Source organism: Colwellia sp. 6M3, assembly GCF_014077595.1.
GTDB lineage: Bacteria > Pseudomonadota > Gammaproteobacteria > Enterobacterales > Alteromonadaceae > Cognaticolwellia.
Map to the genome: position 1 here is coordinate 1 of NZ_JACGWF010000072.1, position 22,113 is coordinate 22,113.

Consider the following 22,113-nt stretch of genomic DNA (forward strand, 5'->3'; position numbering starts at 1 on the left):
AAATGGATGTTTAAGTTGCACTAAATCTAAATCGCTACCTTTACAAAAACCTAATGCATGGTATTTACTGATACCAAAACGATCCATACATGAAGTCACTAGATCAGAGGCTAAGATAAAGCGCTCTTTCCCTTGCTCGGTATCACATTGTACTAAGGTGTATTCTACCTCTGCATTAACTGAAACTGCGCGGTTAGCAGGCAAGGTCCATGGAGTTGTTGTCCAGATAACAACGGAGACTAAACCTTCACCTGGATGATCTTCTGGGTGATTAAATTTGTCAGCAACGCTTTGATCAACAACAGTAAATTTTACATCAATCGCTGGTGATTGTTTATCTTGATACTCAACTTCAGCTTCAGCTAAAGAAGAACCACAATCTGTACACCAATGCACAGGTTTGAACCCTTGGTGTAAATGGCCATTTTCAGCAATTTTACCTAATGAACGTATAATGTTGGCTTCGGTATCAAAATCCATCGTACGATACGGATTATTCCAATCAGCAAAAACACCTAAACGTTTGAAATCTTCACGCTGTGCACTGACTTGCTTAGCAGCATATTCGCGACACTTCTCACGAAAAACACTCGCTGATACTTTATGGCCGGGTTTACCAACTTTTTTCTCAACCATTAATTCAATCGGTAAACCATGACAATCCCAACCTGGAACGTATGGCGCATTGTAATCTGATAAAGTTTTTGACTTAACTATAATGTCTTTTAAAATTTTATTAACAGAGTGACCTAAATGAATATCACCATTGGCATAAGGTGGTCCGTCATGCAATATAAATGACTTTTTGCCTTTTTTAGCAGCGCGAATTTGACCATATAAGTCTTTTTCAGCCCATTCTTTTAGCATGTTAGGTTCACGGTTCGCCATGTTACCTTTCATTGCAAAAGAAGTAGCGGGCAAATTTAGGGTTTGCTTGTAATCACTCATTAAAATAAATATCCGTTGTCATAGTCTCACTAAAGCTTGGCTCAGTGTGGTGTTATATTCTGGTACTTAACATATCACTAGTTTATCGTTCTGAAATAGTTGTGTTAAGTTGTCGCTAAATGTTGCACAAAAGTGCGAGCTTGTTCTGTATCAATGCCAATTTGTTCAATCAATGCAGGCAGCGAACTAAATTTTTGTTCACTACGTAGTTTTTTCAACATAACCACTTCGATGATTGCACCATACAAATTGTTATCAAAATTAAATATATGTACTTCTAATTGCTGCCTAATTCCGGCAACTGTCGGTCTTGAACCTATATTGGCAACACCATAATGCTCACCAAATAGGCTTTTTACTTGTACCACATAAACCCCTGAAACAGGCGATACACGGCGTTTTAATTTTATATTAGCGGTTGGAAAGCCCATTTCACGGCCACGTTTATCGCCATGAAATACTTTTCCAATAATAGAGTATGGACGCCCTAACATGGTTTGCGCACCGCTTAAGTCATCATTTTCTAGCAACTGCCTAATGGCTGTACTACTAACTCGGCAACCTGCTAGCTTATGACTTGCTGTATCTGATACTGAAAAAGCAAACTTTTCGCCTGCGGCTTTAAGCATAGAGAAATCACCTTGGCGATATTGACCAAAATGAAAGTCATCTCCAACGATCAAGTGTTTAATAGCTAAGCGTTTGACTAACAACTCTTCAATAAAAGTCTCGGCGGTTAGACTAGCAAATTTCTTGTTAAAATTGATACAAATTAATCTATCAATACCTAAGTTTTTTAATAAGACATATTTATCGCGTAATCGACATAATCTTGCCGGTGCGGTTTCTGGAGAAAAAAGCTCTTGTGGCTGTGGTTCAAATACCAACACAGCTGCTTCACAATTTAATTCTTTTGCTTTAGCAACTAACGCTAAAATGACTTGTTTATGACCTAAATGTACGCCGTCAAAATTACCGATCGTTAACACGCAACCCTGACGATTATTATCGTCACTAATACGCATATTATGAATGCCACGTGTTAATTGCATGAAATTAAAAAACCTTACTGCTCATAGCGCTTTACTACTCGCGAAATCATTAAAGAATAAAAACCGCTGAATTATATATTAGTCCGTCATAAGAATCAGCCTTTAGCCGCACTTATTTTACGATAAAAATTAAGCTAATTAGCTGTTTTTTTGTGCCACTTTAATATCTGAAAGTCTCACACCCAATAATATTAAACAAATGACATAACTCACTACACCACTAGTAATGCAGATCAAAAGTTGTGTAACTTGCTTAACGAAACCATATGAAAGCCAAATATCAAACTCAGGTGACAAATAATTTACAATCAACGCCATTACCCCTGCTGAAAAGATCAGCCGAGAAATAAACCACCAAGTTTTACCTGAAAGTTGAAAAACATTAGCCGATTTTAAACCGTGATAAAGCATCATAGCATTGAGTGTGGCTGATAACGTGGTCGCTATCGCTAAGCCTACATAACCAAAAAACGGTGCTAGCATTAAATTAAAGGCCATATTGGCCACCATAGCCTTAATAGCTATCTTAACGGGTGTTTTAGTATCTTGGCGGGCGTAATAACCTGGCGCTAGCACTTTAATGAACATAAAACTTAACAGGCCAGAAAGATAAGCGAACAAGGCGTATGACACTTGTAGAACTTCAAACTGTGTAAACTCACCACGCATAAACAACACCATAATAATGGGTTGTGCTAACACCATTAACCCCGCCAGAGCCGGCCAGCCAAATAGTGAGACAATTCTTAGTCCCCAATCTACCGTATCGCTAAATTCTTGCGTGTCTTTTTTTGTATGCAGTTTAGCTAAACTGGGCAGTATAACAGTCGCAATACCAATACCAAATAAACCCAAAGGAAATTCTAATAAGCGATCCGCGTAATATAACCAACTGATAGAGCCAGTAATCAACATACTGGCGATAATAGTATCTAGGAGTAAATTAATTTGTGTTACCGATACACCAAACAGAGCAGGAAGAATTAACTTACGTATTTTTGTTACGCCAGGAGAGTGCCATGACCAAGTAGGTTTAACCAAAGCACCTGCGCGATAGAGAAAAGGTAATTGAAATGCAAATTGAATAAAACCACCTAAAAACACCCCCCAAGCAAGTGCGAAAGCAGGATTTTCCATGTTAGGTGCTAGGTAAATAGCACAGGCAATAATACCTACGTTTAATAATACAGGCGTAAATGCTGATACAGCAAAACGGCCATAGGTGTTTAATATTGCCCCTGAAAGTGCAGTAAAACTAACGAACCACAAATAAGGAAAGGTAATTTTTAGTAAGACACTGGCTAGATCAAATTTATCACTTGCGGGACCATCATTTAGCCAATCTAAAAACCAACCAAAGCCAAATAAAGCCACTATTAACGGCGAAGCTATCATCCCAAATAAAGTCACCAGTGTGATAATAACACCTAAGGTTCCTGACACTTGAGCAATAAGTTTTCGAGTTTCGTTAGTGGTGTGTTCCTCATCAAGCGTGTGATATTCGCTTAATACCGGAACAAAGGCTTGAGCAAAAGCGCCTTCGGCAAAAAGTCGACGGAAAAAATTAGGTATTTTATTCGCAAAAAAGAACACATCAGCCGATGCAGACGCTCCCATAATATTGGCAATAACAATATCTCGTACTAAGCCAAGAACACGAGAAATTAATGTCATTGCACTAACAATAAGTCCCGACTTAATTAATTTTTTACTCAAACAGATAACCTCAACATTATTTTTTAATTTTTTTATTTGATATATTTTTGATATAGGAACGCCTAATTAATCAGCTAATATCAAGATTGTGTAATCGAGAAAACCGTAAATTGCCGCCCAGTAGCTGATATTCCCCTATTATGAGGCTTTTACAAATTGATAGACAATACTTTAATACCCTAACAATTATTGTGTCATAAATAACATGACCTCCCACCAAATAAGGCTTAGCAGGAGTTTTATTAATAAAATGCATATAAAAATTAAAAATAATTAAAAAAATGTTTAAATCAAAGTACAACAACACTTCCAACTTTTAACTAAAAACTTTAGAATGCGCCATTGGTTTTATTTATACAAACGGGTAATTATCCGAACGGTCAAATTAAAGCAGTAAATTATTTGACAAACCAGTTAAAAACAGGCATATTTCGTCGCCTTAAATTTAGGCAATATTTATTCAATTTTAGGAGTTCACCTTGGCTAACTCAAAGTCTGCTAAGAAGCGCGCAATACAATCTGAAAAGCGCCGTCAACACAATGCAAGCCGTCGCTCAATGATGCGTACTTTACTTAAAAAAGTAATTTCTGCTATCGAAGCCGGTGACAAAGAAAAAGCATCTACAGAATTTGCTGCTGCTGCACCGATTTTAGATCGTTATGCAAGCAAAGGTCTTATTCATAAAAATAAAGCCGCTCGTAGTAAGAGCCGTTTAAACGCTGCTATTAAAGCGCTTTAATTTTTATAAAGAATTAAAAAACCGGCTTATGCCGGTTTTTTTATGTCTAAAAATCCTCAACCATAGTATTTAATTTCTCTTGAAACTTGCGCTTATCAAAGATTTTGTTAATCTCTAGCCGGTATTTATAAAGAGAACTTTACATGAAACTTTCAAAAATAGCTTCAATGCTACTCATCGCTGGCACAATAACCGCTTGCGGTGGCAACAACACCGAAGTAACAACATCGGCTACTGTTAACCTTTTACCTCAATATCAAGATCGCTTAGATATATATAAAACCGTTACTTTGACAGCTGACCTATCGCACCTATCCAGTAATCAGAAAAAAATGCTGTCTTTGCTGATTGAAGCTTCAGACATTATTGATGGTTTATTTTGGCAACAAGCATTCGGACAAGATAAAAACAGCTTTTTAGCATCAATAAGTGATGAAAAAGTAAGAGAGTTTGCTCGTATTAATTATGGACCTTGGGATCGCTTAAATGGCGACCAAGCTTTTTTAAGTAATATAAAAGCTAAAAGCCCTGGAGCTAAATTTTACCCTAGCGACATGAGCAAAGCAGAATTTGAAAAAGCCACATTCGAAGATAAAAATGGCTTGTATTCATTAGTACTCAGAAATAAAAATGGTGAATTAAGTACCATTGCTTTTTCAGAAGCCTACAGTGATGAAATTAACCGTATTGCCGTCATTTTAGAAAAAGCAGCTACTTTCGCAGATAATAAAGAACTTGCTAACTATCTAAATATGCGCGCTAAAGCGATTCGTAATGACGACTTTCAAGCATCAGATTTTGCTTGGATGGACATGAAAAGCAACCCAATTGATATTGTTATAGGTCCGATTGAGACTTATGAAGATCAGCTTTTTGGTTATCGCGCAGCGTTTGAATCATATGTACTGATCAAAGATATGTCATGGAGTGAAAAACTTGCAAAATACGCTGAGTATTTGCCTGAGCTACAACGTGGCTTACCCGTTAGCAAAAAATATAAAGCCGAAGTGCCTGGTTCAGATGCTGACCTAAATGCTTATGATGTTATTTATTACGCGGGTCATGCTAATGCTGGTGGTAAAACAATCGCTATAAACCTGCCTAATGACGAACAGGTTCAATTAGAAAAGGGGACTCGACGCTTACAATTAAAGAATGCTATGCGAGCAAAGTTTGACGCTATAATGAGCCCTATTGCCGAAACATTGATCGTACCCGAGCAACGTAAGAATGTAACATTCACGGCCTTTTTTGCCAATACTATGTTCCATGAAGTCGCACACGGACTCGGTATTAAAAACACCATTAATAACAAAGGCAGCGTTCGCCAATCATTAAAAGAGCATGCTTCAGCTTTAGAAGAAGGCAAAGCTGATATATTAGGTCTTTATATGATCCGTCAATTGCTAGCGAAAAATGTTATTACCGAAGGCACACTTGAAGATTACTACACGACCTTCTTAACCGGCATATTTCGCTCAGTACGTTTTGGCGCAAGTTCAGCTCATGGTAAAGCTAATATGGTTCGATTTAACTACTTTGCAGAACATGAAGCATTCACCCGCAATGAACAAGGTTTATATCGTGTGAATGTAGAGAAGATGACCGCTGCGATTGACTCACTCTCTGAATTAATTTTAATGTTACAAGGTAACGGAGATTATCAAGGGGTTGATAAATTGGTCGCAAAGAGTGGCGTTATCAACGCCGGTTTAGCCACTGATTTAGCGAGTTTAGAAACAGCAAAAATCCCTGTTGATATTACTTTTAAACAAGGTAAAAAGGTCCTTGGATTAAAATAGCTTCTCGTTACTACTATTGAGTGCTTTACATCATTTCTTAAAAAGGCTGAATAGACGTTCAGCCTTTTTTTTGAGTGAATATAACGCTACTTGAATATATAATTATTTTATATCATAGTGGTCTGATGTGTTACTCATAATAATTAATTAGCTTAAGCTGATGTAGGTGGTAGTTTGGAAACGTTTGATTTTATAATCATTGGGGCTGGTTCGGCTGGTTGTGTTTTAGCTGATAAATTATCTGCAAGTGGTGAACACAGTGTTTGCCTGTTAGAAGCCGGTAAAGCTGATAAAAATTGGTTAATCCACTTACCTATAGGTATTATAGCGCTATTGCAAAGTCATACCCTAAATTGGCAATTTAACTCCCACCAAGAAAAAACGTTAAATAATAGAGAAATTTTCACCCCGCGTGGTAAAACCTTGGGTGGCAGTAGCTCAATCAACGCTATGCTTTATGTCAGAGGGCAACAACAAGATTATGATCATTGGCAAAGCTTAGGTAACACAGGTTGGAGCTTTAACGATGTTCTGCCCTACTTTAAAGCCCTTGAAAACCAAGAGCGTGGTGCTGACGATTTTCATGGTGTCGGCGGCGCTTTAAATGTTGCTGACTCAGTCTCTAAACCCGCGATTAATGAAGATTTCATTCAATCTGCAGTGGCAGCCGGCTACCCTGAAAATATCGATTTCAATGGACCATCGCAAGAAGGTGTTGGCTATTATCAAGTTACTCAAAAAGAGGGATTAAGACATAGTGCTGCAAAAGCCTTTTTAACGCCTAATTTGCACCGCAGTAACTTAACCGTTATTACGCAAACCCAAGTTGACAAAGTGATCGTTAATAACAACATTGCCACGGGAGTAATCTATAAACATCAGGGCAAAGTTAAGCAATTAATCGCTAAACACGAAGTCATTGTTAGTGCGGGGACAATAAATTCCCCCCAATTATTGATGCTTTCAGGTATCGGGCCAAAAGCTGAATTAGAAAAACATAACATTGAAGTTGTACACTCATTAGAGGGTGTAGGAAAAAATTTACAGGATCATGTTGATGTGCTTAACGTAGCACAGCATAAAAGAACTGAGTTATTGGCCTACCGACCAAAAGCGATCTGGTGGGGGGCAAAAGAAGCCTGGAAGTTCATTACAAAACGCGAAGGCTTATTAACCACAGTGATTGCTGAAACTGGTGGTTTTATAAAATCAGATCCCACTGTCACTGAACCTGATTTACAATTGCATTTTGTACCTGCTGCAATGGACGACCACGGCAGAAATCATAAGTTACTTTGTACCTATGGTATATCTTTACATGTTTGTTTACTTAGACCAAAAAGTCGTGGCACAGTAACGCTTAACAGCAATAAAATAACACAACATCCGCGTATTCAATTGAATATGCTAGACCATCAAGATGATATTGATACCATGATCAAAGGGGTTAGAATTGCTAAAAAGATATTATCTACGCCCCCGTTATCATCCACTCATGTTAATTTTATTTTTCCAGATGAAAACTGTAATTCAGAGCAAGAAATCCATCAGTTTCTCAAAGAAAAGTGTAATACCATCTACCACCCTGTTGGCACATGCAAAATGGGCCAAGATGAATTATCAGTAGTCGACGAGCAATTAAAGGTTCATGGCATTAAGCAATTAAGGGTTGTCGATGCTTCAATAATGCCAACACTTATTAGCGGCAATACCAACGCACCAACGATGATGATTGCAGCTAAAGCAGCAGATATGATTTTAGCTGAACGAAGCTAAAATAAAATAAAGTACAAAGAAGAGATTAAAATATAATAAATTTTTTGAAACCATAATCGACTTTGCAAGGTCAATTTATATAGACAATATTTAATTTACTGAGCAACGCAATTGATTTATCTAAAAACCTTATGTAAAAAAATAATCCCTGGCACTTTTATAGTATTGAGCTTACTTTCGATAAGTGCCAGTGCAGAGGAAACTCCTGTTGCCCCACAAGCGCCAGCTTGGGATCTTAAAACTCAATCAGGAGAGCGTATTTCTTCAGCGCAATTTGAAGGGCAAGCAACAATACTTCATTTTTGGGCGACTTGGTGTCCTTACTGTAAGGTGCTTCAACCTAAGTTGGTCGAACTTGAGAAAAAGCATCAACAACAAGGCGTTAAACTTGTAGCTATTAGTTTTAATGAAGACGAAGGGACGCTTCCTCAAGATGAATTAGCTGCTCGTGGCTATAAATTTCCAACCGCCGTTAATGGTGATGAAGTTGCAAAGCTTTATGGCGTAAGAGGCACACCTACAACCTACTTTATCAATAAGAATAATCAAGTGATATTCAAATATACCAGCTCTGATATCACCGACCCGCGACTTGAACTGGCTGTTAAAGAGATAGTTAAAAAACTCGATGAATAACAAGTGATATGAGTTTTGGATGGAAACGTAATAAGGGTAACAGGTTGTATGTCTGCCCCCTTATTGCAAGCTAAATAGCGACAGTGAGCTGATATAATTGCTTTTTATATTTTCGTTTTTGTTTCGGCTCATGTAACCAAGGTAATGATGCTTCTAAGGTTGAAATTGCATATTGTACCTTACCTTGTACTAGATAAACTTCGTGCAGTTCAAAATACGCTTGTTTGACATAAGGCGCTAGCTTTATCACTTTACGGTAATATCGCTCTGCATCGCTATAGTCTTTGTTATAGTTTGCAAACTGAGCTTTTTCTAACCAGTGATATGGATTAGGATCGTAAATATTTTCTATTTGAGATTTAACCTCTTTAGCGTCTTTTGACCTACCCTGCTGTTTCAATAAAGTAACATAATTATCTAACACACTAATATTGACATCATCACTTGCCATCGCGGCTAAATACAAACGTTCTGCACTTTCAATATCACCTTTTTTCTTATGTAACAAAGCAAGTAAATTTATTGATGAGACATTACTCTCATCCAACATGTAAGCATGCTCGGCATAAATAAATGCGTTATCGAAGTCTTTTTGAATATAAAATTCAGCCCCTTTATTTATGTAATACATGGCTAAAAACTCATTTGAATTAACAGTTTTTGAACGAATATTACTTTCTTGTGGAAAATAGTCGATCACAATAGCAGGACGGTAAATGTAATAGTAATCTTCTTCTGCGATAAAGCTAGGATCGTATAGTAAAGATTGGACATGGCTTGAAGACAAAAGCACATTACCGTGCTTTTCATAAATGGGTAGTGAGTTCATTTTTCGATAGTCTATTTCAACACCAGCCAATCTAGAAAATGCAGTGGTTAATATTGCTAGGCTCATACAGTTACCGCTATTTTTAGCCATAGCTTCACTGGCAGTATAAGTTTGCCCATAATAGGTAAATTGAGATAATTTATTTTCTAAGAATAGCCTTACACTTTCATGTGGCAAATAACCTTGAGCAACTTTTTGTTGATGAAACTTTAAAAAGGTTTGTTGCTGACGTTCAGTAAGTGCATATAAGCTATCTTCAGAGAGTGCTAAGTTATTCAGTGAGAATAGATCACTATTTAAGCTAACCCTTGCTTGTTTTACTTTATTATCCTTAACACTCGAGCAACCTAAGGATAATACGATAGCAAAAGTTAAAAACCATTTTATATAATTCATTTTCAAATCCTTATGCACAAATATAGCGTTTGATATGATTATTCCACTCACTATACGAAAGTCATCGTAATTAATATTACAAATTAAACTACATTTTGTCGAGTGATTTTTAACCGCTGAAATATACAATGAATTAAATGTCATTTAAAAACGGTTTTATATTATATATGACAGAGTTTTAACGCCCATACCGAGCCACTCATCGAATTTTTAAGTCATGCTCTTGTACATAACACTTGTGCAACATAGAATCAGTGCAACTTCTTGGTGAGTTATCACCTTGAATTAACCTTATCAGCCCTTGGGCATAAACTAATAAAGGTCATTTAATGAAAATTCGTTATCTAGCGCCATTGGCAATTGCTATCGCTTTAGCCGGTTGCCAACAAAACATAGATACTTCTAACGTTGTTGAAGTAGAACAAGTAGACATAACTGCAAGCAATCCATTTTTTTCTGAATATGATACACCTCATGGTATTCCTCCATTTGATAAAATCAAAAAAAGTCACTACTTACCTGCTTTTTATCATGGCATTGCACAAAATAAACTAGAAGTAGATGCAATAACAAGAGTGAAATCACGCCCTACTTTTGAAAATACTATTGTAGCAATGGAAAAGTCAGGTGATTTTTTAAATAAAGTCAGTAACACTTTTTATGGCCTAATAGGCTCAATGTCAGACGATGAAATGCGCGCTATTGCAAAAGAGATATCACCAAAGCTTTCTGCTTTAGGTGATGACATTGCACTTAACGACGCACTATTCATGCGCGTAAAAGACGTTTATAACAATCAAGATAAATTCAATTTACGTACAGAACAAAAACTTTTATTAGAAAAAACCTATAAGAGCTTCGTTAGAGGTGGTGCTAACCTAAACAATGCTGACAAGCTCACACTGCGTGATTTAAATGAAAAGCTTAGTGGTTTAAGTTTAAAGTTTGGAGAGAACCTGCTTGCGGAAACTAACGGCTTTGAAATGGTCATTGACAACAAAGCTGATTTAGCTGGTTTACCTGCTGATATTATTGCGGCGGCAAGTGAAACAGCAACAGCTCGCGGACATGAAGGTAAATGGGTATTCACCACGCATCGCCCAAGTAAAAATCCATTTTTAACCTACTCAAGCAACCGTAAACTGCGTGAAACCATCTATAAAGGTTATACCATGCGTGGTAATAACGACAATGCCAATAACAACCAAGCTATTGCCAGCGAGATGGCGAGCCTTCGTTTTCAAAAAGCACAGTTGTTAGGCTATAAAACTCACGCACACTTTGTGCTTGAAAATGCCACGGCAAAAACACCAGAAAATGTTTTCGAATTATTGAATAAAGTATGGCCTGCTGCTCTTGAGCGTGCAAAAGAAGAAACGGCTGATATTCAAAAAATGATTGATGCACAAGGTGGCAACTTCAAAGTAGCTGCATGGGATTGGTGGTATTACTCTGAAAAAATTCGTAAAGAACGCTTTGATATTGACGCGTCAGAAACCAAACCTTATTTTTCACTAGAAGCGACTCTACAAGGTGTTTTCTTTACCGCAGAAAAACTTTGGGGTGTTACTTTTAAAGAGCGCGACGACTTACCTAAATATCATCCAGAAGTTCGTACATTCGAAGTGTACGACCGTGACGAAAGTTACATTGGTGTATTTATGACAGATCACTACGTTCGTGAAAGCAAACGTGGCGGTGCTTGGATGAGCAGCTTCCGTAAGCAATATCGTATGAACGGTGAAGATGTTACGCCTATTATTTATAATGTCTTAAACTATCCTCGTCCTGTTGGCGACAAACCTACGTTACTAACCTTTGATCAAGCATCAACCTTATTCCATGAATTTGGTCATGCGATTCAAGGTTTATTATCAGATGGCTATTATCGCTCACAAACGGGCACTGCATTGCCTAGAGACTATGTTGAATACCCTTCTCAAGTTATGGAAAACTGGATGACTGAGCCTGAAGTATTAGCAAACTTTGCTAAACACTATCAAACAGGTGAAGTTATTCCTCAAGCATTGGTTGAAAAAATTCAAGCTTCTGGCAAGTTCAATCAAGGTTTTGGCACCACTGAGTACTTATCAGCTGCATTACTTGATATGAGCTGGCACTCATTAGAAACAGCTGAGCTACAAGATGCTAATGCTTTTGAGCAAAAGGTATTAAAAGAAATTGGCCTGATTGAACAAATCGCGCCTAGATATAAAACAGGTTATTACTCTCACATATTTTCTGGTGGTTATTCAGCTGGATATTACGGTTATATTTGGTCAAACATCTATGATGCTGATACTTGGTTAGCCTTTAAAGAAAATGGCATATTCGATCAAAAAACTGCTGAGTTATACCGTAAACATGTATTGGAAAGTGGTGGTACTGACGATCCAACTATTATGTATCGTCGATTCAGAGGCCAAGATCCAAAAGTAGAGCCTTTACTAGAACGTCGAGGTTTAACAAGTAAATAAGATAAAATTTAACTGTTAACTAAACGAAAAAAGGGTCGCTAAATAGCGACCCTTTTTATTAACTGTTTATAACATTTATATTTATTGTAAATACATACTGCCTTCAAAAAAAGCAAATACTGTTTCAAACGCACTTTCTTGATATTGCTTTAAACCTGTATCACGAAAGTCGATATCTACTTGGCTGCGTGTTAATGCTTTTTTGATAAAAGTACCCGCTAATATTTCTACAGGTAAATCTTTTATCAATTGAATGGCTGCTTCTAATTTAAAGCCAACTGGACCACCCGAAAACTTGCCTTTTAAAGCTCGGCCTCTAATAACCACTTTATCAACTTTATAATCTTCCATCAGTTTGGCAAAAGCAAACTGAAAGTATTGTACTTGCTCTGCATCACCAGCATCAACAAGACTAATTTTTTGTACGCGCGTTTTTGGTATGTCGTACAACCCACTTTCCCGCGACATGATACAAATAATTGCATCGTTACCTTTTAATTCAACACCACATATTTTCATAAATTAACCTCGTTTCAATAATGTGCATTATTATAAAATAGTTTTGCTTTAGCTGCAGTGTTTTCATGCATTTAAAATTAAGCTTTTAGAATAAACTACTTTAGTTCGCTATATCTTTAGCCAAAGTGATGCCATTAAGTTTGGCAAACGCTGTGTAATCTGCCACGGCATTTGGATTAGCTTTATTTATTTGGCAAACACCGCGTTGATATTGATAACTAAAAACATCAAACCAAAGATCGAGTAAATCAGCATTAGTTTGCTCTCCTGCTAGAGATAAAACCTGTGCAGCGACTTCAGCTGTCGCTAATTCTGTATTATTAGCCGCCAAACGAATTTGATAACGTGAGCTAAGCTCTGTCGAGTCCTCCGGCGTTTTTGGGGTAAATGACACCACAGGTAAGTTTTGTAAATAAGGACTGCGTCGAAACATTTTTTTAGCTTCTCGCCAACTACCATCCAGCATAATAAATAACGGTCGTTTTCCTGATGTGACTGTAATTTCATTATCGAAAATTTCACGTTCTTCACCCGCATAAGCTTTTGGAAAAACGACCATAGGTTGCCACATAGGATCATTTAATAAACTAATAATATCGGGGTTTACTTGGGTTCTTGACCAAAGAAAGGCAAAGCTGTCTGGTATCAAATCTGCGATTAACTTTCCGGTATTACTCGGTTTTAATACTTCAGTATCGTACATCAACATCAAAAATCCGGCTTGTGAGCTAACCTTTGGTGCTAAAGCGCAAATACAAAAAGGCTTTGCTAAACGGCACAGTTCACAGCGAATAACGCGCTGACCTCTCGACTTATAGGTAGTTGTGCTTAAGCTTTTACGATATTGGTGGAGTTGCTGTACAGCGTGCATAAAATATATATCAGGGCTATTGAGGGCGCTACTTTAACGTGCACCTACTTTATTGGCAATAAAAAAGCGTAACCTAAACCCGGTTACGCTTTAACTGTTTTGTATCCATCTAATATTTATGCGGTATCTATGTTTAACACAATGTAAAACTAAAAATGGTTAAGTAATGATAAACAATAGTTTAGATCTCATTATGGCTTGTTTTTATACTCGCGGTAATAAAATCATAATCAGCAATTTCATTAATACTATTTCTTAATTGCTCTTCCATTTCATCAATCACAATGATCGACTGACATAGCGCTTCACCTCGTTTTTCTATGCTCTCACTTCGAGTTTCCATTTCGTTGCCAATGAGTTCACCAAAATTATCCATTTTAGTTTCAAAGGCGTCCATATCTCCACCTGAAAACAGTATTTCTTGGCCCACTGCAATCATTAAAGTCCCTAAAGAGTTTTTGATCGTACTTTCTACCGCAGATTCAATTCTTTGCTCAAAATCATCACCAAAAAAATCTTTCCCTGAAAAGCCCTCTTCATCAATATAGAAACTATTTTGGTTATTAAATTCAGCGTTAACTTCGCCACGAATACTGATTAATTGTGTAGTGAGATCAGAACTGACGTTATTGCCTTCGCCTAATAATTCGTTAAAAGCGAGATTAACGCCGTCAATGGCTAAATCTATAGCGTCTAAGGCGATGCTTTTGACTTCAGGTACAACATCACGAATATGGCTTGAATAGTCACGTAGCAATGATTTTTGATGAGATGTTAACGTAACTTCCTTACCTTTGATCAGCAATGTATCATTGTTTGCAATGGTATAAAGTGACGATTTATTTTTAGAAAATACGATTTCTGTATCACTGATATTAATGCCACCATTTAAGTCAACATTACATGCTTCACTCGAAAAAGAATTATCGTGCGCATAAGTTAAAGTACTTGCCATCATTAGTGCTGTTGCAATCAATGTTTTCATCTTAATCTTCCTTTATAATTAAACGTTTCAATAGCGGCTTGAATGAAATAAAAACCGCCAGTTAACCAGTTTATTTACAAGTCTGATGCCAAGATTAAAATACCTTTAATATCAACAAGTAAGAAAAACATATTAATTTAAAGATAAATAGATTAAACGATAACTTGGCGAGATTATTAACTTTATGGTTAATTTAACAACTAACATTTTAGGAGTAAGAGGTGGTATTTATATAACTTAATCGTTGCATTTCAAAAAGGCGTGAGCGACAGCGGGCGAATTCAAAATTAAGTTGTGTACCTTGATAAAGTTCAGCAATATCAACATCTGCAGTAACAATTAAGCGAACACCTCGGTCATAAAATTCATCGACAAGCGCGATAAAACGACGAGCCTCATCATCCAAGCCTCTTAATTGCCCCATTACTACACCACTTCGTTGATAACCATCTTCAACACCAGAAAATACAGCAGGGATTAATTCGCCACTAAATTGTGGCACATTACTGATAAGTACATTGGTAAAACGATCTGCTAGCTTGATATAGTCTCTTTGGCTTCGAGGGCTTGAACACAGCGCCATGAAATCAAACCAAATAGTATTATCACTGCTCGCCCTAAAGGCTATAGCCCTATTATTAATAAAAATATTATCATTATAACGAACGTTACCTACGACTAACGCTTTAAAATGATTTGTTAAAAAGTGACTTTCAGTGTCACCCCCTATATTAAAATCTCGATATATAAAGTTATTGATATCTGTTTTTAATAATCGATGATCATCAGGTCCGTCGATTGATATAACCTGACAGTAGTGATTAATAATATCAATTGTCGGCAAAAAACGTTCACGTTGTAAGCCATTTTTATAGAGCTGCTCTGGTGGACAGTTTGACGTTACCACTAAAGTAATACCGTTTGATAACATGGCACTAAGTAAACCCGCTAATAACATAGCATCACCAATATCATTGACAAAAAATTCATCAAAGCAGAGTACATCAACCTCAGTAGTCCAAATATTTGCAATAACTGCCAATGGATTATCTTTACCACTATGTTCGCTTAAAAGCTGATGAACACTTTCCATAAAATGATGGAAATGAATACGCCTTTTACGAGTTATGCTAAGTTGCTGATAAAATAAATCCATTAACATGGTTTTTCCGCGACCTACACGACCATGAAAGTAGATGCCTTGAATAGGTTCACACTTGGTAAATAAATTTTTTACTGTGGTAATTACTGATATTTTTTTTGGTGGGTGTGTTAATTTTTTTGAAAGGTTATCTAAAGCAACGGCTGCTTTATACTGCTCGGTATCGGGTGTAAGCTTTTTGTGTTTTATTAGTTGCTGGTATTGCTCAAGCACTGACATAGTTTTATTTATTTACAGACACAAAAAAGGGCAGACTAATGTCTCCCCTCTTTTTAACACTGTTAATATTTTAGCTAGTATAACCAGCTAAGAAATATTAATTAAAGTGCTACGATGTTCTCAGCTTGAGGACCTTTTTGACCTTGAGTAACAGTAAACTGTACTTTTTGGCCTTCAGCAAGAGTTTTAAAACCGTCGCCAGAGATTGCAGAGAAATGTGCGAAAACGTCTGGACCAGACTCTTGCTCGATGAAACCAAAGCCTTTAGACTCGTTAAACCATTTTACTGTACCAGTAGTTGTATTAGACATTTTATTATCCTATTTATTCGTAATTGATGCCTCAAAAATAAGGCGATGTTGCAGAGAGTGTTGCTATTACTTATTAAACAGGACGAGCTACTTACTAATATAACTGCGAAACTTTGTACATAAATATAGGTCTTACTTTCTAGCTGGACGTATTGTATCTAGTTTCTAGCAATAGTCAACCTGTTTAGAATAAAAGTATCAAATACTGATAAATAATATTTTAAATAGATGATTAAATCTTCTAACTACAACTTATTAGGTTTTCACGAAAACCGTATTATTAGTGTCTCGACTGCGTTTAATTAGATCGTCATTAGCCACTAAATGCTTCGACTTTGCTAAACGGTCATAAAGTAAAACATTAACGCTCGCGGCTAAGTTCATACAGCCTATTGTTGGCACATACACTACAGCGTCAGCAACGTTAATAACCTCCTGAGCTATGGTGCCATCTTCAGGGCCAAAAATGTAGAGTGCCTTTTCTGGGTGTTCAAACTCAGGTAACGGTATCGCTCCTTCCACTAAATCAACACAAACAATCCGTAAATCTGAAGGTATATCATGAATTAATGAATCAACAGCATTTAATGGAATATTTTTTAATGCATCTTTTGTATCGGTATGAAATTTTGCTGCGCGGGCATATCTAACACCGGTGTAACGCACTTCATCTGCTTGATAGCATCCAGCAGCACGCATTACCGCACCAACATTGGTCGGGCTTTTCGGGTCAGTTAAACCAATAACAACCTGTTCAGTCTTTAATTTCATCTATCCTTCACTTTATATTTTGCAGCATAATTTTTCGCAATTTTGCGCTGCCGACGTTAATACTACAAGGGAATTTTTAAAAATTTGAAGTCAACATTATAGCTTTTAAAATTTTTCAACTATCTATATAAGTTATCTGATAGCATTTGGTAAGCAAGCTTTAAAGATTAATCAATTTAGGTTTATAAAATGAAAACTAAAACAAACATATTAGCACTCATATTTTCCACTAGTATCATCTCCTTTGTTAATGTTGCTATGGCAACTGAAGCACCGTTAGTCTCGATAGAAACCCATGATAGTTTTTTTAATAGTATTAAGGCTCACTGTGATAAAGCCTATCAAGGCCAAGTAACTATTGATAACGCGAGCGGTGATAGTTTTGCTAACAAAGATTTAATCATGCACGTTCGAAAATGCTCAGAAGATAAACTCGAAATACCTTTTCATGTTGGTGACGATGCCTCGCGAACTTGGATTATCACCAAAACAGGTTCAGGTTTATCATTAAAGCATGATCATCGTCATCGTGATGGTAGTCATGATGAAAGTACTATGTATGGCGGTCACACAACAGATGCAGGCTGGGATCAAGCACAATCATTTCCCGCTGATGAATACTCAAAACAATTATTTGTTAGTACCGGGATTCCGCAATCAGCAGGCAATACTTGGCAGATGTATATCTACCCTGATAAATTTACTTATAGACTGATTCGACAAGGGCGAGAGTTTCGCGTTGACTTTGATCTAACCGCACCTGTAACACCACCACCTGCGCCTTGGGGATACAGTGACGAATAGTGTTAATAAATAAACCCTAACTTAAAGCAGGCAATTACACTTTGCAGACTGACATAAACAATTACATTTAACAGTCCTTGCACAGCCTCATTTTAGGAACTTTAAAATAACGACTCGGTCAAAAGCCAAGTCGTTATTTTTTTATTATTAAGAAAATATTAATAATATTTATTAATTTCACCTATCACTTCAGAGGCTTGTTATGAAAAAAAGCATGAAAAAAAGTATATATCGAGTATTTAAAGAGAACACATCATTAATACTATTTGTAAGCTTAATGCTAGTATTTCGCAGTGCAGTAGCCGACTGGAATGACGTTCCAACAGGCTCAATGAAACCAACCATTGTTGAAGGCGACCGTATTTTAGTTAATAAAATGGCTTATGATTTAAGATTACCATTTAGCCAACATTCACTGTTTAAACTTGCTGACCCCATAGCTAATGATATTATTATTTTCGAATCAAAAGTGGCAGATAAGCGCCTTGTTAAACGTGTTATTGGTGTTCCTGGCGATACAGTATCAATGCATAAAAACCAATTATTTATTAACCAACACCCGGCGAATTACAAACTTAAGTCTGAACATTCTGGCTTTGCCATAAGCCAAGAAAATATTGCCGGTAATAATCATTTAATAAGAACTCAGGTAAAGCTGGGGCAAGAAAACAGTAATAAACATGCCAGCTTTAAACCACTAACGATTCCTGATGGTTATTACCTAGTGATGGGTGATAATCGAGACAACAGCGCTGATTCACGTGTAATAGGTCTAGTACCAAGAGACGAGATTATAGGTAGATCAAATACGGTCGTTTTTTCATTAAATTATGATAATTACTTCCTACCTCGCTCAAGTAGATTTTTTAAATCGATTTAATTCAACGCTATTTAGTACTTCAATGAAGGGCTCCTCTTAAGTATGATTTCGCTATAATAAACTTCAAATATTATAGCGAAACTCCCACGCATCAACTTGTTTAAGCAATAGAGTGACGAACAATAAAAGTTAACATATATAAGCTTGTTGTTTTCTTTAAAGCCCATTACTATTCATTAACTTCTGACCTGACAAACAATAAGTAATTACTTTATGAACCTCTCAACATTTTCAAAAACATCAATAGCAGCACTTATTTTTTCTAGCGCCTCAAGCTTTGCTACCGTTGTTGAATTTACAACATCACAAGGTAACTTCAAGGTTAATCTTCATGATGAAACAACACCTGAAACGGTTGCCAATTTTTTAAAATATATTAATGACGGAGACTACAACAACACTGTTGTTCATCGTTTAGTACCTGAGTTTGTAATGCAAGCCGGTGGTTTTGAGTTTACTGGCGATTTTCCGCTTAACCCTATAGCAACAAACAGTGCCGTGATAAACGAGCCTGTCTACTCTAATGTTCGTGGCACTATCGCTATGGCTAAAGTTGCTAACGACGAAAATAGCGCAACAAGTCAGTGGTTTGTTAACTTATCTGATAATAGCGGTGGCGCGGCATCATTAGATACGCAAAATGGTGGTTTTACTGTTTTCGGTGAAATTATTGAAGGTATGGATAATATCGATAATATGGCTGACTTATTTCTTTGCAGTGATATTCCTATGCCTGATTATAATACTGCACAGTGTTCTGATAGTAGTTTTGTTCCGGGTGTTGAAAACTTTGTAACTATCGAAACAGTAACTATATTCGATGCTACCGTTAATACCGCCGACAGCCTAGCCGCTGTAGAGAACACTTCATTAACTCCACCAACCACCCCTCCAGTAGTAACTGAACCAACAAACTCAAGCAGTGGCGGTGGTTCATTTGCTTGGTTTAGTTTACTGTTTGCCAGTTTACTAACATTAAGAAGACGTTTTAAATAGCGGATTTAATGACAGGTTTTAAAAGTTAAAGCTTATCTTTATATTTTATTATCTATAGTAAAATATTGATAGTAAAATATCGAAAAATTTAGGGTTAGTAGTAATGTAAACACGCTACTAGCCCTCTTCTTTATTTACCGATTACATCAGCAGTAACACTCAATTGCTTCTCACACCATAAATCAATTAATAATCGCGATATAGACTCTTTCCTTGGTAGCTTAGGTGCATCACCTTCATCTCCCCACTCATTAAAGTCTAATAACTGTTGAGCAGTAAACCAACTTGCACTGCGCAGCTCTTCTTCCTCTAGACATAAATCCATTCCCTGTGCTTGAGCAAAAAAGCCTATCATTAAAGAGTTGGGAAATGGCCAAGGTTGTGAATCAATAAAGCTAACAGAAGCAACATCAACACCCGCCTCTTCGTAAACTTCTCTTATAACGGCTTCTTGCAAAGACTCACCTGGATCTACAAAGCCAGCAAGTGTTGAAAAAACTTTATCTGGAATTCTGTGATGTTCAGCTAATAAACAAACGGCAGGGCCAGATTTAGGTTGATATTCAACAAGCATAATAACCACAGGATCAGTGCGCGGAAAATGTTCTTTTTGACAACTATCGTTTGTACAAACCATTCGATGGCCACCATCCATAGCCTTCGTTTTTCCACCACAAGAGCCACAAAAATTCGCACTTCTCTGCCAATGTATTAGCGCTTTTGCATAACTTAATATAGCGCCTTGTTGCTGATTTAGTAATGACAACGAATTCCTAAAATCAATGAATTTCATGTTAATTAAATCAAGTTTTTCCAACCACTTCTTTAAATCAACATCATGCATTAATGATAGGTCACAAACGAATATAGCTACATTGTTATCAGTACCTAAAAAAGTTAGCGCGTTTTCCGTTATTATTTTATTGAATTCTGAAGTATTTAACACATTCAATAGTTTATCAATCGAACCTTCTCTGTTAAATACAAAAATTTTCTCATCAAGATACAGATATTTTCCACGCCAATAAAAATAGAAACGGCTGTCATTGGCGTTTAACTTTTCATCTAACCATTGTTGATTTTTTCTTAACGTTGATGCGCGGTCAAGTGGCATCCGACAAAACGTTAATTCAGTTCCCATATTACTTTCCTAATTTTTATTATTTAATTACAGGATATTTCATATAAAGGTGATTAAAGCTTGCCAGCAAGGCTTAATTTTATAAAAAGTGTGTTGATATAAGTTAATAAAAACACTTAGTGATCAATTTTTGCACGCAATAGTTTATTCGAACTAGCCTTCTTTTTAGAGTCTAAACGTCTGAGGTTAGAGCCTTTAGTTGGCTTGGTAGGCCGCCTAGCTTTTTTCACTATCATGGCCGTGCTAATTAATTCTTTTAACCGCTTTAATGCATCGTCTTTATTCATCGATTGCGTTCTAAAAGACTGTGCTTTAATGATGATAATGCCGTCACTCGATACGCGACTGTCTGAAAGTTTTAACAATCTAGCTTTGTAAATGGCAGGGAGTGAAGAACGCTTAATATCAAAACGTAAGTGGATTGCTGTTTCAACCTTATTGACTCTTTGACCACCGTTGCCAGTAGCTCTTATCCCGGTAAGTTCAATTTCCCAATCAGCAATAGTGGCATTGTTGGAAATTTCTAGCATATAACCCCTAAAATTCTATTTTGATAGTGCACATATTAAAGGTATTTTATGATGATGCCAAACTCAATAGCCGCTTAGTCCGGTAATCATTGAATTTGTAAGCATAATAAAGGAGGCGGGTGCCTCCTAAAATAAATTAACGTTCTTTATTGGTTAATTTAGACTCATTTCTTGAACTTTTTCATGAGCAATTTCTGGTGCTGTGCTTACGGGCTTACTATGTAGGTTAGCTTTTAACAAACCTTTACGGTGTTTTAATGCGGCATCTAATTTTTTCGCTGCTGCCGCAATAGCTGGATACATAACACTATCGCTTGATGAAGCGGAAATTCGACCACCTTCATAGGTTGTTCGCAGTTCTACATTATGTTGGTTATGTTCGTGCGATAAAATTACATCGAGTGAAATTAAGGTTGGGAAGTGTGTCTCTATTTTTGAAAACTTTTCATTGATATGTTCTTTAATTGAATCTGAAACGTCAACATGGTGACCCGAAAGATTTATTTTCATATTTGTTCCTTTTTATTATCTACTCATTAATAATACTTGGGT

The 22,113-nt window shown here is 36.7% G+C and carries 21 protein-coding genes; 8 read left to right on the forward strand and 13 right to left on the reverse strand.

Annotated features, from left to right (window positions below):
• From H4J50_RS14145 to murJ, 3 genes are all read right to left on the reverse strand, one after another.
• A partial coding sequence (locus tag H4J50_RS14145) for a class I tRNA ligase family protein (RefSeq protein ID WP_182257096.1) occupies positions 1–948 on the reverse strand: 948 nt, incomplete at its 3' end.
• A 104-nt stretch (positions 949–1,052) separates the two neighbouring features.
• On the reverse strand, positions 1,053–2,000 hold the full coding sequence (gene ribF / locus H4J50_RS14150; RefSeq protein WP_182257097.1) for a bifunctional riboflavin kinase/FAD synthetase: 948 nt from the start codon (positions 1,998–2,000) through the stop codon (positions 1,053–1,055).
• Positions 2,001–2,138: 138 nt separating this feature from the next.
• On the reverse strand, positions 2,139–3,716 hold the full coding sequence (gene murJ, locus H4J50_RS14155) for a murein biosynthesis integral membrane protein MurJ (RefSeq protein ID WP_108456682.1): 1,578 nt from the start codon (positions 3,714–3,716) through the stop codon (positions 2,139–2,141).
• Positions 3,717–4,195: 479 nt separating this feature from the next.
• Between murJ and rpsT the strand changes: the two genes are divergently transcribed.
• From rpsT to H4J50_RS14175, 4 genes are all read left to right on the forward strand, one after another.
• Complete coding sequence (rpsT, locus tag H4J50_RS14160; protein ID WP_108456683.1) at positions 4,196–4,456, forward strand: 30S ribosomal protein S20; 261 nt, start codon at positions 4,196–4,198, stop codon at positions 4,454–4,456.
• 143 nt (positions 4,457–4,599) lie between these two features.
• The gene (locus tag H4J50_RS14165) at positions 4,600–6,258 is read left to right on the forward strand and encodes a dipeptidyl-peptidase 3 family protein (RefSeq protein ID WP_182257098.1); all 1,659 of its coding nucleotides are present in this window, start codon (positions 4,600–4,602) and stop codon (positions 6,256–6,258) included.
• A gap of 174 nt (positions 6,259–6,432) precedes the next feature.
• Complete coding sequence (locus H4J50_RS14170) at positions 6,433–8,034, forward strand: GMC family oxidoreductase (RefSeq protein ID WP_182257099.1); 1,602 nt, start codon at positions 6,433–6,435, stop codon at positions 8,032–8,034.
• A gap of 111 nt (positions 8,035–8,145) precedes the next feature.
• On the forward strand, positions 8,146–8,670 hold the full coding sequence (locus tag H4J50_RS14175) for a TlpA disulfide reductase family protein (protein WP_259366256.1): 525 nt from the start codon (positions 8,146–8,148) through the stop codon (positions 8,668–8,670).
• Between the two features lie 70 nt (positions 8,671–8,740).
• Here H4J50_RS14175 and H4J50_RS14180 read toward each other — a convergent pair whose 3' ends face one another.
• Positions 8,741–9,895: a lipopolysaccharide assembly protein LapB gene (locus tag H4J50_RS14180; protein ID WP_182257100.1), complete on the reverse strand. Its 1,155-nt coding sequence runs from the start codon at positions 9,893–9,895 to the stop codon at positions 8,741–8,743.
• A gap of 329 nt (positions 9,896–10,224) precedes the next feature.
• Here H4J50_RS14180 and H4J50_RS14185 point away from each other — a divergent pair, with 329 nt between their 5' ends.
• Positions 10,225–12,372, forward strand: coding sequence for a M3 family metallopeptidase (locus H4J50_RS14185; RefSeq protein ID WP_182257101.1), 2,148 nt, complete (start codon positions 10,225–10,227; stop codon positions 12,370–12,372).
• An 81-nt stretch (positions 12,373–12,453) separates the two neighbouring features.
• On the opposite strand, the gene H4J50_RS14190 is transcribed toward H4J50_RS14185, so the two are convergent.
• The 6 genes from H4J50_RS14190 to H4J50_RS14215 form a co-directional block, all read right to left on the reverse strand.
• Entirely contained in the window at positions 12,454–12,891 is a 438-nt protein-coding gene (locus tag H4J50_RS14190) for a DUF3010 family protein (protein WP_108456688.1), read from the reverse strand.
• Between the two features lie 100 nt (positions 12,892–12,991).
• On the reverse strand, positions 12,992–13,762 hold the full coding sequence (locus H4J50_RS14195) for a tRNA-uridine aminocarboxypropyltransferase (protein ID WP_182257102.1): 771 nt from the start codon (positions 13,760–13,762) through the stop codon (positions 12,992–12,994).
• Positions 13,763–13,943: 181 nt separating this feature from the next.
• The gene (locus tag H4J50_RS14200) at positions 13,944–14,747 is read right to left on the reverse strand and encodes a DUF2884 family protein (RefSeq protein ID WP_108456690.1); all 804 of its coding nucleotides are present in this window, start codon (positions 14,745–14,747) and stop codon (positions 13,944–13,946) included.
• Positions 14,748–14,955: 208 nt separating this feature from the next.
• Positions 14,956–16,128: a cell division protein ZapE gene (gene zapE, locus H4J50_RS14205; protein WP_108456691.1), complete on the reverse strand. Its 1,173-nt coding sequence runs from the start codon at positions 16,126–16,128 to the stop codon at positions 14,956–14,958.
• A gap of 101 nt (positions 16,129–16,229) precedes the next feature.
• Positions 16,230–16,439, reverse strand: a complete 210-nt coding sequence (locus H4J50_RS14210) for a cold-shock protein (RefSeq protein ID WP_077287100.1) — start codon at positions 16,437–16,439, stop codon at positions 16,230–16,232.
• A gap of 255 nt (positions 16,440–16,694) precedes the next feature.
• Positions 16,695–17,210 carry an RNA methyltransferase gene (locus tag H4J50_RS14215; RefSeq protein WP_108456692.1) on the reverse strand — a complete coding sequence of 172 codons (516 nt, stop codon included), beginning with the start codon at positions 17,208–17,210 and terminating at the stop codon, positions 16,695–16,697.
• 258 nt (positions 17,211–17,468) lie between these two features.
• Between H4J50_RS14215 and H4J50_RS14220 the strand changes: the two genes are divergently transcribed.
• The 3 genes from H4J50_RS14220 to H4J50_RS14230 all read left to right on the forward strand — a co-directional run bounded on the left by H4J50_RS14220 (position 17,469) and on the right by H4J50_RS14230 (position 19,890).
• The gene (locus tag H4J50_RS14220) at positions 17,469–18,014 is read left to right on the forward strand and encodes a hypothetical protein (protein WP_108457838.1); all 546 of its coding nucleotides are present in this window, start codon (positions 17,469–17,471) and stop codon (positions 18,012–18,014) included.
• Positions 18,015–18,228: 214 nt separating this feature from the next.
• Positions 18,229–18,894, forward strand: coding sequence for a signal peptidase I (gene lepB, locus H4J50_RS14225; RefSeq protein ID WP_182257103.1), 666 nt, complete (start codon positions 18,229–18,231; stop codon positions 18,892–18,894).
• Between the two features lie 213 nt (positions 18,895–19,107).
• Positions 19,108–19,890 carry a peptidylprolyl isomerase gene (locus H4J50_RS14230; RefSeq protein ID WP_182257104.1) on the forward strand — a complete coding sequence of 261 codons (783 nt, stop codon included), beginning with the start codon at positions 19,108–19,110 and terminating at the stop codon, positions 19,888–19,890.
• 130 nt (positions 19,891–20,020) lie between these two features.
• On the opposite strand, the gene nudC is transcribed toward H4J50_RS14230, so the two are convergent.
• The 3 genes from nudC to hpf form a co-directional block, all read right to left on the reverse strand.
• Positions 20,021–21,031, reverse strand: a complete 1,011-nt coding sequence (nudC, locus tag H4J50_RS14235; RefSeq protein ID WP_182257105.1) for an NAD(+) diphosphatase — start codon at positions 21,029–21,031, stop codon at positions 20,021–20,023.
• A 116-nt stretch (positions 21,032–21,147) separates the two neighbouring features.
• On the reverse strand, positions 21,148–21,561 hold the full coding sequence (gene arfB / locus H4J50_RS14240; RefSeq protein ID WP_182257106.1) for an alternative ribosome rescue aminoacyl-tRNA hydrolase ArfB: 414 nt from the start codon (positions 21,559–21,561) through the stop codon (positions 21,148–21,150).
• 153 nt (positions 21,562–21,714) lie between these two features.
• Positions 21,715–22,071 (reverse strand): ribosome hibernation-promoting factor, HPF/YfiA family, encoded by a 357-nt coding sequence (gene hpf / locus H4J50_RS14245; RefSeq protein WP_108456697.1) that lies wholly within the window; start codon positions 22,069–22,071, stop codon positions 21,715–21,717.
• Positions 22,072–22,113 lie beyond the last annotated feature (42 nt).